This is a genomic window from Amycolatopsis sp. CA-126428 (genome assembly GCF_002904335.1).
Lineage (GTDB): Bacteria > Actinomycetota > Actinomycetes > Mycobacteriales > Pseudonocardiaceae > Amycolatopsis.
The window spans coordinates 1-13,532 of record NZ_PPHF01000183.1; the positions used below are offsets into that span (position 1 = coordinate 1).

At 68.7% G+C, this 13,532-nt stretch carries 15 protein-coding genes and 1 pseudogene; 9 read left to right on the forward strand and 7 right to left on the reverse strand.

Going from position 1 to position 13,532, the window contains the following annotated elements; genetic code table 11:
• A partial coding sequence (locus C2L58_RS47025; protein WP_103344123.1) for a GAF domain-containing protein occupies positions 1-570 on the reverse strand: 570 nt, incomplete at its 3' end.
• A 517-nt stretch (positions 571-1,087) separates the two neighbouring features.
• Between C2L58_RS47025 and C2L58_RS47030 the strand changes: the two genes are divergently transcribed.
• The 7 genes from C2L58_RS47030 (at position 1,088) to C2L58_RS47060 (ending at position 8,500) form a co-directional block, all read left to right on the forward strand.
• Positions 1,088-5,038 (forward strand): SpoIIE family protein phosphatase, encoded by a 3,951-nt coding sequence (locus C2L58_RS47030; protein WP_233226325.1) that lies wholly within the window; start codon positions 1,088-1,090, stop codon positions 5,036-5,038.
• Positions 5,035-5,334 (forward strand): STAS domain-containing protein, encoded by a 300-nt coding sequence (locus C2L58_RS47035; protein WP_103344124.1) that lies wholly within the window; start codon positions 5,035-5,037, stop codon positions 5,332-5,334. The genes C2L58_RS47030 and C2L58_RS47035 overlap by 4 nt, the downstream gene beginning before the upstream one ends.
• A gap of 131 nt (positions 5,335-5,465) precedes the next feature.
• On the forward strand, positions 5,466-6,092 hold the full coding sequence (locus tag C2L58_RS50160) for an ANTAR domain-containing protein (RefSeq protein ID WP_199191764.1): 627 nt from the start codon (positions 5,466-5,468) through the stop codon (positions 6,090-6,092).
• Positions 6,093-6,167: 75 nt separating this feature from the next.
• Positions 6,168-6,626 (forward strand): hypothetical protein, encoded by a 459-nt coding sequence (locus C2L58_RS47045; RefSeq protein ID WP_146073847.1) that lies wholly within the window; start codon positions 6,168-6,170, stop codon positions 6,624-6,626.
• Entirely contained in the window at positions 6,623-7,849 is a 1,227-nt protein-coding gene (locus C2L58_RS47050) for an NRAMP family divalent metal transporter (protein ID WP_103344127.1), read from the forward strand. Before C2L58_RS47045 ends, C2L58_RS47050 begins: the two co-directional genes overlap by 4 nt.
• Complete coding sequence (locus C2L58_RS47055) at positions 7,846-8,229, forward strand: hypothetical protein (protein ID WP_103344128.1); 384 nt, start codon at positions 7,846-7,848, stop codon at positions 8,227-8,229. The genes C2L58_RS47050 and C2L58_RS47055 overlap by 4 nt, the downstream gene beginning before the upstream one ends.
• Before the next feature lie 10 nt (positions 8,230-8,239).
• The gene (locus C2L58_RS47060) at positions 8,240-8,500 is read left to right on the forward strand and encodes a PRC-barrel domain containing protein (protein ID WP_233226326.1); all 261 of its coding nucleotides are present in this window, start codon (positions 8,240-8,242) and stop codon (positions 8,498-8,500) included.
• A gap of 208 nt (positions 8,501-8,708) precedes the next feature.
• Here C2L58_RS47060 and C2L58_RS47065 read toward each other — a convergent pair whose 3' ends face one another.
• On the reverse strand, positions 8,709-9,161 hold the full coding sequence (locus C2L58_RS47065) for an STAS domain-containing protein (RefSeq protein ID WP_233226327.1): 453 nt from the start codon (positions 9,159-9,161) through the stop codon (positions 8,709-8,711).
• 177 nt (positions 9,162-9,338) lie between these two features.
• The gene (locus C2L58_RS47070) at positions 9,339-9,659 is read right to left on the reverse strand and encodes an ANTAR domain-containing protein (protein ID WP_233226328.1); all 321 of its coding nucleotides are present in this window, start codon (positions 9,657-9,659) and stop codon (positions 9,339-9,341) included.
• A 320-nt stretch (positions 9,660-9,979) separates the two neighbouring features.
• On the opposite strand from C2L58_RS47070, the gene C2L58_RS50165 reads away from it, so the two are divergent.
• The gene (locus C2L58_RS50165; RefSeq protein WP_199191765.1) at positions 9,980-10,348 is read left to right on the forward strand and encodes an STAS domain-containing protein; all 369 of its coding nucleotides are present in this window, start codon (positions 9,980-9,982) and stop codon (positions 10,346-10,348) included.
• A gap of 141 nt (positions 10,349-10,489) precedes the next feature.
• On the opposite strand, the gene ligD is transcribed toward C2L58_RS50165, so the two are convergent.
• Both ligD and C2L58_RS51675 read right to left on the reverse strand, forming a co-directional pair.
• Entirely contained in the window at positions 10,490-10,909 is a 420-nt protein-coding gene (ligD, locus tag C2L58_RS47075) for a non-homologous end-joining DNA ligase LigD (protein ID WP_233226329.1), read from the reverse strand.
• 79 nt (positions 10,910-10,988) lie between these two features.
• Positions 10,989-11,291: pseudogene (locus C2L58_RS51675) on the reverse strand (hypothetical protein); the annotation flags it as partial.
• 480 nt (positions 11,292-11,771) lie between these two features.
• Between C2L58_RS51675 and C2L58_RS51190 the strand changes: the two are divergent.
• Positions 11,772-12,014: a hypothetical protein gene (locus C2L58_RS51190; RefSeq protein ID WP_103344132.1), complete on the forward strand. Its 243-nt coding sequence runs from the start codon at positions 11,772-11,774 to the stop codon at positions 12,012-12,014.
• Positions 12,015-12,222: 208 nt separating this feature from the next.
• Here the strand turns inward: C2L58_RS51190 and C2L58_RS49635 are convergent, their stop codons facing one another.
• Together C2L58_RS49635 and C2L58_RS47085 are read right to left on the reverse strand one after the other, a co-directional pair.
• The gene (locus C2L58_RS49635; protein ID WP_158264263.1) at positions 12,223-12,384 is read right to left on the reverse strand and encodes a hypothetical protein; all 162 of its coding nucleotides are present in this window, start codon (positions 12,382-12,384) and stop codon (positions 12,223-12,225) included.
• Positions 12,385-12,410: 26 nt separating this feature from the next.
• The gene (locus C2L58_RS47085; protein WP_233226330.1) at positions 12,411-13,487 is read right to left on the reverse strand and encodes an RHS repeat-associated core domain-containing protein; all 1,077 of its coding nucleotides are present in this window, start codon (positions 13,485-13,487) and stop codon (positions 12,411-12,413) included.
• Positions 13,488-13,532 lie beyond the last annotated feature (45 nt).

The following is a 13,532-nucleotide window of genomic DNA, read 5'->3' on the forward strand; positions in this document are numbered from 1 at the left end:
GGTGACGGCGTCGGTGGCGGCCAGGGCGAGGGAGGCGTGGGTCGCGAGGAGCAGCAGGACGTCGCGGTCGGCCGCGTCCAGCCCGTGCCGGGCCCGGGAGTACACGTTGAGGGCGCCGCTGGACTCGCCGGTGGGCGGTCCGCTGATGAGGGCGGTGGAGAGGACGGAGCCCATCCCGAGCTGGGTGGCGGCCGGCGCCCAGCGGGGCCAGCGCGGTTCGGCCGTGAGATCCGGGGCGATGGCGACAGCCGGGCCGCCGGGTTCGGCGGCTTCGACGCAGGGCCCTTCGCGGAACCGGTACTGCAGCCGGTCGAGTTCGATGGCGACCTCGTCGGTCTCGGCGGGGGTGTGGAAGTGGCCGTCGGCGTCGAGAAGGGTGAAGCTGGCCAGGTCAGCGGCCGGGACCAGCACGGTGGTGGCTTCCAGGACGCGGCGCAGGACGTCTTCGACGGTGGGGGCGGTGAGCAAGGTGCGCGTCAGCTGGGCGAACTGCTCGGCCAGCGGACCGGGCGCGAGCCGCTGGCGCTCGAGCTCCGCTTTGTCGCGCGGCCGGTCCTGGTCACTGCTCATGCCGGTCTCCCCTGAGTTGCTGCGGAAGACGGCTGCGTTTTCAACCATCGCGATGACAAACGTAGTCCGGCGGGTCGCTAGGCCGCTACGAGCCCGTCACCTTTGCGAAGCGCAACGAAACCGCACGCCGAGAGCGATTCGTGTTTCGGAACTCGGCAGCCGGGTAAGGAGATCGTAGATCCGGATCTCCCGTACGGGCTCCTTCGGGTCTAGGCCCTGCCGGGTCTAAACGCAGGGCCGGCAGGGCCGTCTTCATCTTCACTGGGGCAATCCGGTCGGCCGCCAGCCCCGAACACGATCGTGTGGGGTGCTGAGACCGGCGAATCACGGCAGAATGCGCAAGCCTGGAAGGCGCGAGCATGAGAGGCCTTGAGTGCGCTCTGAAACTGCTGGAGGCGGCCCGTTGACCGGGGTGTTCGCTGCCGACGACGAGATCGGGCGCGATCTGGCTCGAGTGGATTGGACGTCGACCCCGCTGGGGGCGCCAGCGGGCTGGCCGCAGAGCCTTCGGACCGCCGTGAGCATCTTGCTGGCGTCGCGGTTTTCGATGTGGATGGCCTGGGGCCCGGAACTGACGTTTTTCTGCAACGCTGCCTACCGCCGGGACACCCTGGGCCAGAAGTACCCGTGGGCGCTGGGCCGGCTGGCGAGCGAGGTCTGGGCGGAGATCTGGGACGACATCGGTCCGCGGATCCAGACGGTGCTCTCCACCGGCAAAGCGACGTGGGACGAGGCGTTGCTGCTGTTCCTGGAGCGCTCCGGCTACCCGGAGGAGACCTACCACACGTTCTCCTACAGCCCGCTGCGCGATGACACCAGTCAGGTGGTCGGCATGCTCTGCGTCGTCACCGAAGAGACAGAGCGGGTCATCGGCGAGCGCCGGATGGCGATGTTGCGTGACCTCGGCTCGGACCCGAGTGTCGTGCGGACCGAGCGGCAGGTGCTCGCTTTCGCCGGCCGTCAGCTCGGCGAGGACCTGCGCGACCTCCCGTTCACCTTGACCTATCTGTTCGACGGCCCGGGCGCCGTGCTCGCCGGGGCGACCGGCATCGAGGCCGAGCCTGCGGCCACCGTGTGGCCGGTCGAGGCCGTGGCCGGGGGTGAGTCGGTGCTGGTCGAGCTGGACAGCGGGGTCTTCCCGGACCCGCCGGCCGGCTCGTGGCCGCAACCGCCCACCCGCGCGCTGGTCGTGCCGCTGCGCCAGCAGGGCAGCGCACCGTACGGGTTCCTGGTGGCGGCGTTGAACCGGTACCGCGAACTCGATGACGGCTACCGCGGGTTCATCGAGCTGGTGGCCGGGCACATCGCCGCGGGTATCGCCGGCGCCCGCAGTTACCGGGCCCAGCAGCGACGCGCCGAAGAACTGGCGGAGCTGGACCGGGCGAAAACGACGTTCTTCTCCAACATCAGCCACGAGTTCCGCACGCCCCTGACCCTGATCCTGGGGCCCGTGCAGGAGCTGCGCGGCCGCTGGGCCGACGGGGACGAGCGGGCCCGCGAAGAGCTCGAGGTCGTCCACCGCAACAGCCTCCGGCTGAGCAAGCTGGTCAACACTCTGCTGGACTTCTCCCGCATCGAAGCCGGCCGCATGCAGGCCCAGTACGAACCGGTAGACCTGGCCGTGGTCACCACCGAGCTCGCCAGCGTGTTCCGGTCGGCGATCGAGAAAGCCGGATTGACGTTCACGGTGGATTGCCCGCCCTTGGACGAGCCGGTGTATCTGGACCGCGGCATGTGGGAGCGGGTGGTCTTCAACCTGCTCAGCAACGCGCTCAAGTTCACCTTCGACGGCTCCATCACCGTCACCGCCGGCCGCGACGACGAATGCGCGGTTGTCACCGTCGCCGACACCGGCGTCGGTGTGCCTGCTGCGGAGATGCCGCGCCTGTTCGAGCGGTTTCACCGCATCGAAAACACCCGCGCGCGATCCGGCGAAGGCAGCGGCATCGGGCTGGCACTGGTCCGGGAGCTGGTCGAGCTGCACGGTGGCACCCTCGCCGCCGACAGCACCGAGGGTGCGGGCACCACGTTCGTCATCCGGCTGCCGTTCGGCTCCGCCCACCTACCCGCTGAGGCCCTCGTACCGGCTGGGACGCGCGCCGCCACCTCCGCTACGGCCGAACAGTACGTTGAGGAAGCCCTGCGCTGGCTGCCGGAGGAAACGCGCACCGAGGACACCGCGCGGCCGGCGCAGACTGGCGCCCGCGTTCTGGTCGCCGACGACAACGCCGACATGCGCGAATACCTGACGCGCCTGCTGACCGACGCCGATTACCGGGTCATCAGGGTCGTCGACGGGAGAAGGGCACTCGAGGCCGCCCGCTCCGATCCGCCGGACCTGGTGATCAGCGACGTGATGATGCCGGGCTTGGACGGCCTCGCCCTGGTGGCCGAGCTGCGCGCGGACGCACGCACCGCTGCGGTGCCGGTCCTGCTGCTGTCGGCCCGCGCCGGGCAGGAAGCCTCCATCGAAGGACTGCAGGCCGGGGCCGACGATTACCTCGTCAAGCCGTTCGCCGCCGCCGAGCTCCTGGCCCGCGTCCGGGCCAACGTCGAACTCGCGCGGCTGCGCAACCACCACGCCCGCTGGCGCACCGCGCTGGTGGACTCGCTGCAGGAGGCCTTCTTCGTTTGCGACCAGGACGGCTCGGTCATCGAGATCAATTCGACGTTCACCGACATCCTCGGGTTCGGCCCGGAAGGTCTGCCGTACGTACCGATCCACCCCTGGTGGCCTGAGGCCGCCACCGACCCCGACGCCCATCAACAGGCCACCGATGCGTATGCCGCACTGCTCGGCGACCCCCGCGGTAGCCTCACCGTCCCGGCGATCCACCGCGACGGGCACCGGGTGTGGGTCACGGCCAGCTTCACCCAGGTCGACGACCCGGAAACCGGCCGCCAGGTCACGGTCGGGACCTTCCGCGACGTCACCGCCGAGCACTACACCGTGCAACGCCAGGCCGCGCTGGCCGCGCTCAACCAGCAGCTCGCCCAAGCCGACACCGTGGCAGAGGCGGTGATGGCGTCGGTCGAGGAACTGCGCCGCGTCTGGAAGGCCCACCGCGCACTCGCGGTCACCTTCTCCGGATCCGACGCGGGGGCAGAGCCGCAGCTGGTGTGCGCCGGCGAGCCGGCCCGGTGGACCGAGCTCACGCCCGAGGTGAGGCAGACGATCGAGGCATTGCGCGCGGGCGACCCGCTCACCCCTGCCACCGATGACCCCGAGGCCGTCGGCGTCGCGCTGCAACACCCCGACGGGGTCCTGGTGCTGTGGCTGGAGCTGGCTGAGCGACGACGGGTCACCTCCGAGGACGAGACACTGCTGACGGTGCTCGCCGGGCGGCTCGGCCAGGGACTTTCGCGCGTCCACCAGCACGACCAGCAACGGGAGACCGCGCTGGCCCTGCAGCACGCCATCCTCGGCCCGCAGCAGCTGCCGGGTGGCTTCGCCGTGCGCTACCAACCGGCGACCCGGCCCCTGCAGGTCGGCGGTGACTGGTACGACCTGGTCGACCTCGACGGCGGCCGAATCGCCCTGGTCGTCGGCGACTGCGTCGGGCACGGCCTGCACGCGGCCACCGTCATGGGACAGCTGCGCAGCGCCTGCCGCGCCCTGCTCATCGAGCACCCGACCCCGGCCGCGGCCTTGGCCGCGCTGGACCGGTTCGCCGCGAGGCTGCCCGGCGCCAACTGCACCACGGCCTTCTGCGCAGTGCTCACGTCTGAAACCGGCGAGCTGGTCTACTCCAGCGCGGGCCACCCGCCCCCGGTCCTGGTCCACGCCGACGGCACCACTCAGCTCCTGGAGGACGGCCATTCCATTCCGCTGGGCGTCCGCGCCGGCCTGGCGCGGCCCGAGGCCCGGGCGGTCATCCCGCCCCGCGGCACCCTGCTGCTCTACACCGACGGCCTCGTGGAACGCCGGCGTCACCCACTCGACGAGGGCATCGCCCGCGTCGCCGAGCTGGTCGAGAACAGCACCACCGCGACGCCGGACGAACTCGCCGACAAGCTCATGACCGAGCTGGCGCCCGCGGAGGGCTACGAGGACGACGTCGCCGTGCTCCTGTACCGCCAGCCCGGCCCGCTGGCGATCGACTTCCCGGCCGACGCTGGCCAGCTCGCTCCCACCCGCAAGGCGCTGCGCGGCTGGCTCAGCCGATGCGGCCTGGACCCCGAACAAATCCAGAACCTCCTGGTCGCCACAGGCGAAGCCGTGGCCAACGCCATCGAGCACGGCCACCGAGACACCCCCGGAGGCGCCATCCGGCTGAGCGCCACCGCCTTCGTCGACCAGGTGCACGTGACCGTCGCCGACACCGGGACGTGGAAGCCCCCGCAGCCCTCCGCGAACTCCCTGCGCGGTCGCGGCACGACCTTGATGCGAGACCTGGTGAACGAGGTCAGCGTTCACCCGACCATCGGCGGCACCACCGTCCACCTGCACGCGAGGATCACCGCATGACCACACCGCTCGCCCTGGAAACGTCCCGCCGCGACGACGGGAACCGGGTGCTGACCGCGACCGGCGAGATCGACCTGAGCAACATCGCCGACTTCAGCCGCGCCCTCGACGCCGCCACGGCCGACGGCCCCCTCATCGTCGACCTCCGCGCGGTGGACTACCTCGACAGCGGCGCGATCAACACCCTGTTCACCCACGCCGACCGGGTCAGCCTGATCATCAACCCAGTGCTCAAAACGGTCCTCACCGTCAGCGGCCTGACCTCGTTGGTCCGCATCGAACTGCGACCGGGTTGAGCCGTCCGAAAGCGGGTACCTCGAACCGGCCCCACGCGGACGGGTGAGAGGGGACGCCATGTCGTCAGCGGCTCTGCTGGACATGATCGGAGCGCGTCCCGCCTTCCAGGCGGCGCGTGCGCCCTTACCTCGTGCCGGACACCGACCTGCGCATCCACGCGGCAAACGCGGCCTATACCGCGGCGACATTCACCACCGAGGCGGATCTTTCCGGGGTGTACCTCTTCGACGCGTTTCCGGACAACCCGGCCGACCGGCCGCCGACGGGACGACCAACCTGTCGGCCTCGCTCGAGCACGTGCTGCGCAGCGTCCGCCGTCACCACATGGGCATCCAGCGCTACGACGTGCCCGACGCCGACCACCGCGGACGTTCGTCAAGAAGGTCTGGTCTCGCCGCTGAACGTTCCGCTGCGTGACGCCGACGGCCGTCTCGTCGGCGTGCTGCACCACGTCGAGGACATCACCGACCTCGACGGCCTCCTCGCCGGCGATACCAGGGACGCGCCCGATGTGGAGGCGGGCGATCAGGCGGTGCGGGCCGAGAACCGGAACCTGCGGTTGGCACTGCGCACGCGTGGGGACATCGAGCAGGCGAAGGGCATCCTGATCGGGCAACGGGGCTGCACGCCGGACGATGCGTTCGCGCTGCTCGTCGAATTGTCGCAGGCCACGAACACGAAATTCCACGTCGTGGCCCAGGCTCTCGTCGACGAGACCCTCCGCCGCGCCGCCGGTAATCGCCCCTTCTCCGAGTAGCCGGTGCGGACATTCGCCGGATCAATTTTTCACCACTACTGAGCGGTACAGGCTCAGCGGTATTACGGTAGGCCGATGATCGGCCGGGGTACGAAGATCACGCTGTGGTGCGGTGCAGCTGCGGTAGTTCTTCTCGGTATCGCCATTCCGGTCGTACTGCCCACATCGGACAATGGGTACACCGATACCGCTCTCTCAGCAGCCGAGCAGGCACTCGCGCAGGTGCGCACCACGCAGCTGATGGTCGACGCCGACGTCGACGGGAAGATCCTTCCCCCGTACCGGGCGGCCCTGGTCTGGCAGGCGCGGAATACCCTGGCCACGGCCCAGAGCGACTTCACCGGCGAAGATATCCCGGACGAAGCCGCCGAGACCGTCCACAACGAACTGGCACCGTTGCTGGCCGAAGCCGGCGGGGAAATCGCCGCGGTCGGCTCGGCCGTGGATGCGGGCCGCCCTGCCGAAACCGTTCTCTCCCAGCGAATGCGCCATACCGGTGAGCTGCTGGCCGGATTCCTGGAGCGGCACCGGTGAAGAAATTCCTCGCCGTCACCCTCGGCATCCTGACCGCGATCGGCGGATTCGTCGACATCGGTGATCTGGTCGCGAACTCCCAGACCGGCGCCCGGTTCGGGATGCGCCTGGCGTGGGTCGTGGTCGTCGGCATCGTCGGCATCTGCGTGTACGCGGACATGGCCGGGCGGCTCGCCGCGGTGAGCGGCCGTCCGGTGTTCGACCTGATCCGTGAACGCCTCGGTCCGCGGATCGCGCTGGTGAACCTGGCTGGGTCGTACCTGGTCACGATGCTGACGCTGGGCGCGGAGATCGGCGGCGTCGCGCTTGCCCTGCACCTGGCGACCAGCGTCCACTACCTGCTGTGGGTGCCGGTGGTGGCCGTCGTGCTGTGGGTGGTGCTGTGGCGCACCAAGTTCGAGACGCTCGAGCGGGTGTTCGGGCTGCTCGGGCTGGCGCTGATCGTGTTCGTCGTCGCCTTGTTGACGTTGCCGGTGCCGTGGCCGGACCTGGTCGGGCAGATCGGCTCCGGGCCGCCGTCGACGGAGAACTGGGCGACCTACGGCTATTTCGCGGTCGCGCTCTTCGCCGCGGCGATGACGCCGTACGAGGTGTTCTTCTTCTCCTCCGGCGGTGTCGAGGAGAAGTGGACCCGTAAGGACCTCGGTACCGAACGCGTCAACGTCTTCGTCGGGTTCCCGCTCGGCGGGCTGCTGTCCCTGGCGATCATGGCGTGCGCCGCGGTGGTCTTCGAGCCGGCGTCGGTGAAGGTCGACGCCATCACGCAGACGACGTTGCCGGTCGGGCTCGCGTTGGGCAAGCTCGGCCTGGCGGTGGTGATTCTCGGCGTGTTCGCCGCGACGTTCGGCGCCGCGCTGGAGACCGGACTGTCTTCGGGGTACACCGTCGCGCAGTATTTCGGCTGGGAATGGGGGAAGCGGGTCGCCCCGCGCCGGGCCGCCCGGTTCCACACCGTGGTTCTTGTCAGCGTCGTGCTGGGTGCAGCGTTGCTGCTGACGACCATCGACCCGGTCCAGCTCACCGAGTACACGCTGCTGCTGTCGGCGGTCGTGCTGCCCTTGACGTACCTGCCAATCCTCGTCGTCGCGAACGACCGCGACTACCTCGGCGACCAGGTCAACGGCAAGATCCGCAACGCGCTGGGCGTCATCTACCTCGTTGTCATCCTGATCGCGGCGATCGCCGCGATCCCCTTGATGGTCATCACCGGAGCCGGCCAATGACGATCCTGCGTGTCGACTTCCACTTGCTCGACCGGCAGATCGTCGACCTGGCCGGCCGCAAGGTCGGCAAGGTCGACGACGTCGAACTGGAAACCGGGGACGACGGGCAGTTGCGGGTGACTGCCCTGCTGGCCGGGCAGGTCGCGCTCGGGCGGCGGATCGGTGGCCGCTTCGGGCGCTGGCTCGCCGCTGTGGCCGGCCGGTTGCGGACCGAGGAGACCCCGGCGCCGTTGCGGATCCCGTTCGACCACGTCGCCGACGTCGGCAGTCACATCACCCTGTCACTGCGTGTCGCGGTGCTGGACGAGCCGCCGCTGGAGACCTGGCTGCGGGAGCACGTGATCGGCCGGATTCCGGGGGCTCGCGATGCGCGCCAGTGATCTTCTGGGTGTGGACGCCTACGACGTCGACGGCCGGTATCTGGGCCGCATCGCTGACCTGATCACCGAACCCGGTCCGGACGGCACACCGATTGTGCGCGCCGCCTTGGTCGCGCCGCGGCATCGCGTCCGGCTGCTCGGCTACGAACGCGACGAGATGCGGCGTCCGTGTCTCATCGATCGGATTGCGCGGTGGCTGCACCGCGACGTCCACGAGGTCCCCTGGACATCGGTGCGTTTAGCCAGGTCACCGGGAGCCGGAACCGACTGAACCAGCCGGCCGGTCGTCCCGCGCAAGTGCAGTTCACGACACGGCCAGGCCTGACGCCGCGAGACCAATCGCAGCCAGGACCGTGAGCCCGAGACTGGTTGAACCGTGGAGCGGTCCGGTTGAGCCCGTCCGGCTGCTGACGGCGTCGCTCTGCTGACATATGAAAGGACGACGCCCATCGCAATCAGCGTCGTCCCCTTTGTCGGTCTCAGCGCAGGCGAGCCACCAGCGCGAGCCAGGTTCCAGCCTCGGCGCGGTCGGCGTGGATCGGCAGGACGCGGTCCAGCTGCAGCAGCTTGATCGGGCGGATCAGCGCGCGCTGGGTCGCGATGATCGCGCAGGGGATGCCACGGGCGTGGGCGTTGGTGACGGCTTCGAGCAGGACGGACAGGCCGCCGGAGGAGCAGAAGCCGACCCCTTCGAGGTCGATGATCAGGGCGGAGGGCCGCGACTTCAGCTCGACGTCGAGCCGGTCACGCAGGCGCGGCGTGGTGGCCAGGTCGAGCTCGCCGGAGACCGTCACCGTCGCAGCGTCCGCCGTGGTGGTCACGGTGATATGCGTGCGTGCGCGGTGACCCGTGTCGATGTCGCGGTGGTCGCTGATGGTGGCGATGCCGGGCATGGGTGACCTCTCGTCGATGCGGGAGACCTGGTACGCCATGCCTCCCACGCTGCCGGCCCGCCGGGTGGGGCAGGCCGAACCAGTGGTTCGGTGGCGGCTGGTGGTCTCAACCGCTGCGTCACGACCCTCGAGGTTGCGCGCGAGGAGGGCGTGACGCCGCGGCCCGAAGCAAAGTGTTGTCCGGGCCAACTTCATACTGCCCATCGCGCCCGGAACTCAATCAGTGCCGGTTTGCCGGTCGAAGGCCGAGCCCAGTACCTGCCGTCGGACCTCGGCAAGGATTGCGTCGGTGGCCTCCGCATCGAGGTCGTGGTGCGCGGTCCGGCTGCCGGTCGCGACCACGACGGTCGCGACGTCGTGCAGCTTGAGGTTGGTGCGCTGGGAGACTTCACGCAGCGCCGCGAAGGCTTCTTCGGCTGAGCAGCCGCGTACCAGCATCACCATCCCTTTGGCCTGCTCGATGATCGGCTGTGTCTCCAGGGCGTCACGCAGCTGGCCGACCTCGTCGGCGGTGTTGTCCGGCGATCTCCACGTCACCTTCGTATTCCACAACATTCGACCGTTCGACGCAGCGCGATGTAGCGAATATGGATCGATTTACCGTGGTGTTCAGAGGTCAGCTGAGAGCGTAGCGCTGAGCAAGCGATACCCGGATTGATCCACTAAGCGGCGGGTATGCGGCTCGTGGTGGCCGGGCGGGTTGAGAATCCAGCACGGCTGGCCACCCCACTCGACTGTCGGCTCCGAATACCAGGCGGCCCCGGCGCGGCGGGGGCCTCGGTAACGACAAGGAGCTCGGCGGCGCTGTAGTCAGCGGACGACGTCGGCGAGAACGGGGTGCACTGGATGAGCACTGGATGAGCACGACGCATGCTGACGTCGCGGGGCGCGGCGCCGCGGGGGAGCCGGGGGCGGTATTCGCCGTCACCGGCCCGCTCGCCGAGGTCGTGACCCTGACCGCCCGCGGGCCCCTCGACGCGGGCGTCGTCGACCGTCTCGCGACCGCGACCGAAACCACTTTGCAGCGCGCAGCCGCTCACGCCGACTTTTTGGTCGTCGACCTGACGGCCGTCACCTACTTGGCCATGGAGGCGCTTCGGCAGCTGGTCATCCTCGCCCGGGCGTGCCGTCTCGCCGACGTGCGGCTGCGGGTGCTTCCCTCCCTGGTGGCCCGGAAGAAGATCGTGCTGGCGGGGCTCGCGGAGTTCCTGCCGCTGGAGGGGTGAGGGTGATGACGGCGGCCTGCTGCGATGACCGTCGTAGCCCAACACCGCCCCGACGGTGCGAGGCGGTCATCCCGGCAGGCCGCCGTCCGTCCCCGAGTCCCCGTCCCGAGTACTGAAGACCTACCCAGCGGAGCGGGGTGTTCAATCGTTCCGCCACGACTTTCCTCTGCAGCGACCTGACGGCGGGCCCGCTGGGCAAGCTTTTTCGCGTACGCCGACGGCGCCGCGGGATCGGTGGTCTTGATCGCGGCGTAGAGCTGCATGTTTCGAGCCGGACGTCTTAGCGTAAGGCGTCGGCCCGTCGTGGAGCAGGAGGTCGCGGAGGCATTCGGCGACGCGGCAGCAGTGCACGATCGAGGTTCCCGGTCCGGGGTCAAGGTCGAATACCAGCCGGTCCGGTGGTAGTCGATTGCCGTCGGCGTCGACCTGCCACTGCGGGACGTGCAGTTCGAGGGCGGCCATGTTCGCCGCCCACACCAGCGCGGGCAGTTCGTCGAGCAGCGCGTACTCGATCTCGATCTCGATCTCGCCGAGGCCGGAGCGGGAGCCGGTGCTGGGCATCCGGACCGTGGGCAGCCAGGGGGCGCACCCTTGGGAGCGTTCTTCCGAAGAACTGCTGCCCGTCGGCCCCGCCGGGAAAGCGGATGAACGTGACCGGCCGGCCCGCCAGGTGTGGCAGGATCACGGCGGCGACTTGGGAGTAGTGGTTGATGAGTAACCGAACTAAAAAGTTCGCCACCGACGCGCCCTGAGGAGGACATCTCACTCGCTGCGAAGCCGCGCGTTCGCGTGGTCTGTTCACCGCGCAAAGGGTTCCGTGATGCCAATCGCGACGAGGGCAGCGCGAACCGGCCGTGACAACGCCAGCCTGCGCGCCTGGAAGTTGCCGCCGACGCCGACCGTGCCAGACCACACGCTGGCGACATCGGCGGGCCGGAGTCACCTCCGCTCCGGAGGGACGCCGCCGCCCGACTACCGTCGTCTCCGACTCACCGAACCCGGGGCGTCAGCGGCCGGCTCCCCGCTCGTACGGCGCCTCAGATCCGCCAAAAAGTAGACCGCGAATAGACCGCGACTGGCCGCACGCCACCGGTTTCAGCCGTACGCAATCGGACATCCCGGACTGAATCGCCGATCCAAGCATACCTGCTCTGGAGCCTGTTTTCGCAGGTCATAGGTAGTGCCCTCGGTGAGATTCCGGCGGCAATCACACCAATCGTCCTGCCCGACGGACTGTTGATCCGGGTCGATGTGCGGTTGGTGATGGAACGTCGACCGCGTGCGAGTACGCGGTGAGCGCGGTAGGCAGTTCGCAGCCCTCGGCAGAGCGCCACCCAGATGATGACGCCGCTGACCAGCGGCTTTCTGTCGGGAGTTTGATCATCGAAGACACCTTCCGGCTCGGCGGTCGGGGTGGGCAGCCATGATGACCGGTCCCGCCCGCGAATCTCCAGCCGATTTGGCCACGATCGTCCGGGCTGTGTCGGTGATCATGGGGACGGTAGTGGGGCTAACGTTCCTGTTCGGCTTTGGCAACGATCCCCGCGCCACGCGGTACTGGCAGCTGGTGGCCACCATCAACGGCTGGCCTCCGCTTCCGGACCTGGAACCGGTGTTCACCTGGTTCGGCCGAGCCCTGCGCACTCACCTCGACCGCCGCCACTGAACCCCCGCACGCCGTCGTGCGTAGCCGATGCATTGCGCTCATCAAAACCCGGCGCTGCCAGAGCGCACACTTCTGCCGCTTATCGCGCGTCCGAATCGGATCAGTCCGTCGAGCTGGAAGGGGGGCAACCCGAGAGACATGACCGCTCGCGAGGCGCGGGTGCCAACCTGAGATTTGGCCCGCATCCTCTGAACCGCCGGGGCTTCCGTCATCTGCGCCTGAAGGAGAAGACGGCGAAGCCGAAATTGAACGCCACGACCACCGCCAGCACGATGGTCGCGACATCCCGCCAGAGGAGAGCAAGCACGATGAGAAGCATAAGGAGAACCGCCGAAACCGCCATAAAAATCAAGCTTGTCGACTTGCTCATCGTATCGACCCTCGCGTGTTGTCCGTTTAAAGAAGACAGTTCACTACCGTGTTCCCGATAGCGGTAACGGTCGCGCCCGTAGCCGCCACCGCCGCACTGGCCGTAAGACCGGAGGTGCCAACAGCAACGACATAGGAGGCTGTCGTCACAATCAGGCCGAGAATGGAGGTGATGCCGGATTTGGCGCATCCCGAGAGAGCGCCGGTCGGGTCCATCCGATTGACCGGATCGCCTTTGCCGTAGGCGTAGGTGTTGTCTTCCTGACTCGTGGGGTCGGGTTGGGTGAATCGGGCATAGACGGGGTTGTAGTGACGGTAGCCGGTCAAATATTCGCTGCTGCCGAGCTGGAAGCTGCCCAGCCAGCGGAGCCGGTTGGCCGAGCCGGCGGGGCCGGTGATGCTGGTGTTGTACCCGTAGGGGGTGTAGGTGTAGCCGGCGGTGACGGTGCCGGTGTTGTCGACGAGGGCGAGGACGGTGCCCTGGTAGTCGGTGATGGCGTTGTGGTGCTTGCCCGCCGGGTCGACCAGGCCGGTGAGGGTGCCGTCGACGTCGTGGGTGTAGTTGGTGGCGGCGCCGTTGTCCACGGTGCGGGAGATGCCCAGCGCAGTGCGGGTGAACACGTGCGTAGCGTCGCTCGAGCCCACGCGTTCGGTGATCGACGCGGGCTGGGTCTGGTCGAGAGTGTCGTAGGACGTGGTGAACAACGACGTGCCCGTGGTGGAGTTGACCGAGGTGCGCTGGTTGGTGTCGCTGTAGTGGGCCTGGCCGCCGGGGTTGGTGCTCGTCAGGTTGCCGGCGCCGTCGTAGCCGACCGTGGTGCTGTCGATCTTGGTCATCTGGTTGGCGTCGTTGACGGTGTAGGTGTGGCCGTCGCCGGCGGTCATGTTGCCCGCGTTGTCGTAGCTGTAGGTGCGGGCGCCGGCTTTGGTGAGGCGGCCGAAGCCGTCGTAGGTGTGGTCGGTCGTACCGTAGAGGTCGGTGCGGGATTGGACCTGCCCGGTGTCGGTGCCGTCGGCTTTGGTGTAGCGGTAAGAAGTCGAGAACACCGTGGTTCCGGCCGGGTTCTTGACCGTGATCGGGTCTGCCCAGACTTCGGTTGACACCGGGGCTGACGGTTTCTCAGGCCGCTGACGCGGTCGTGTAGATAG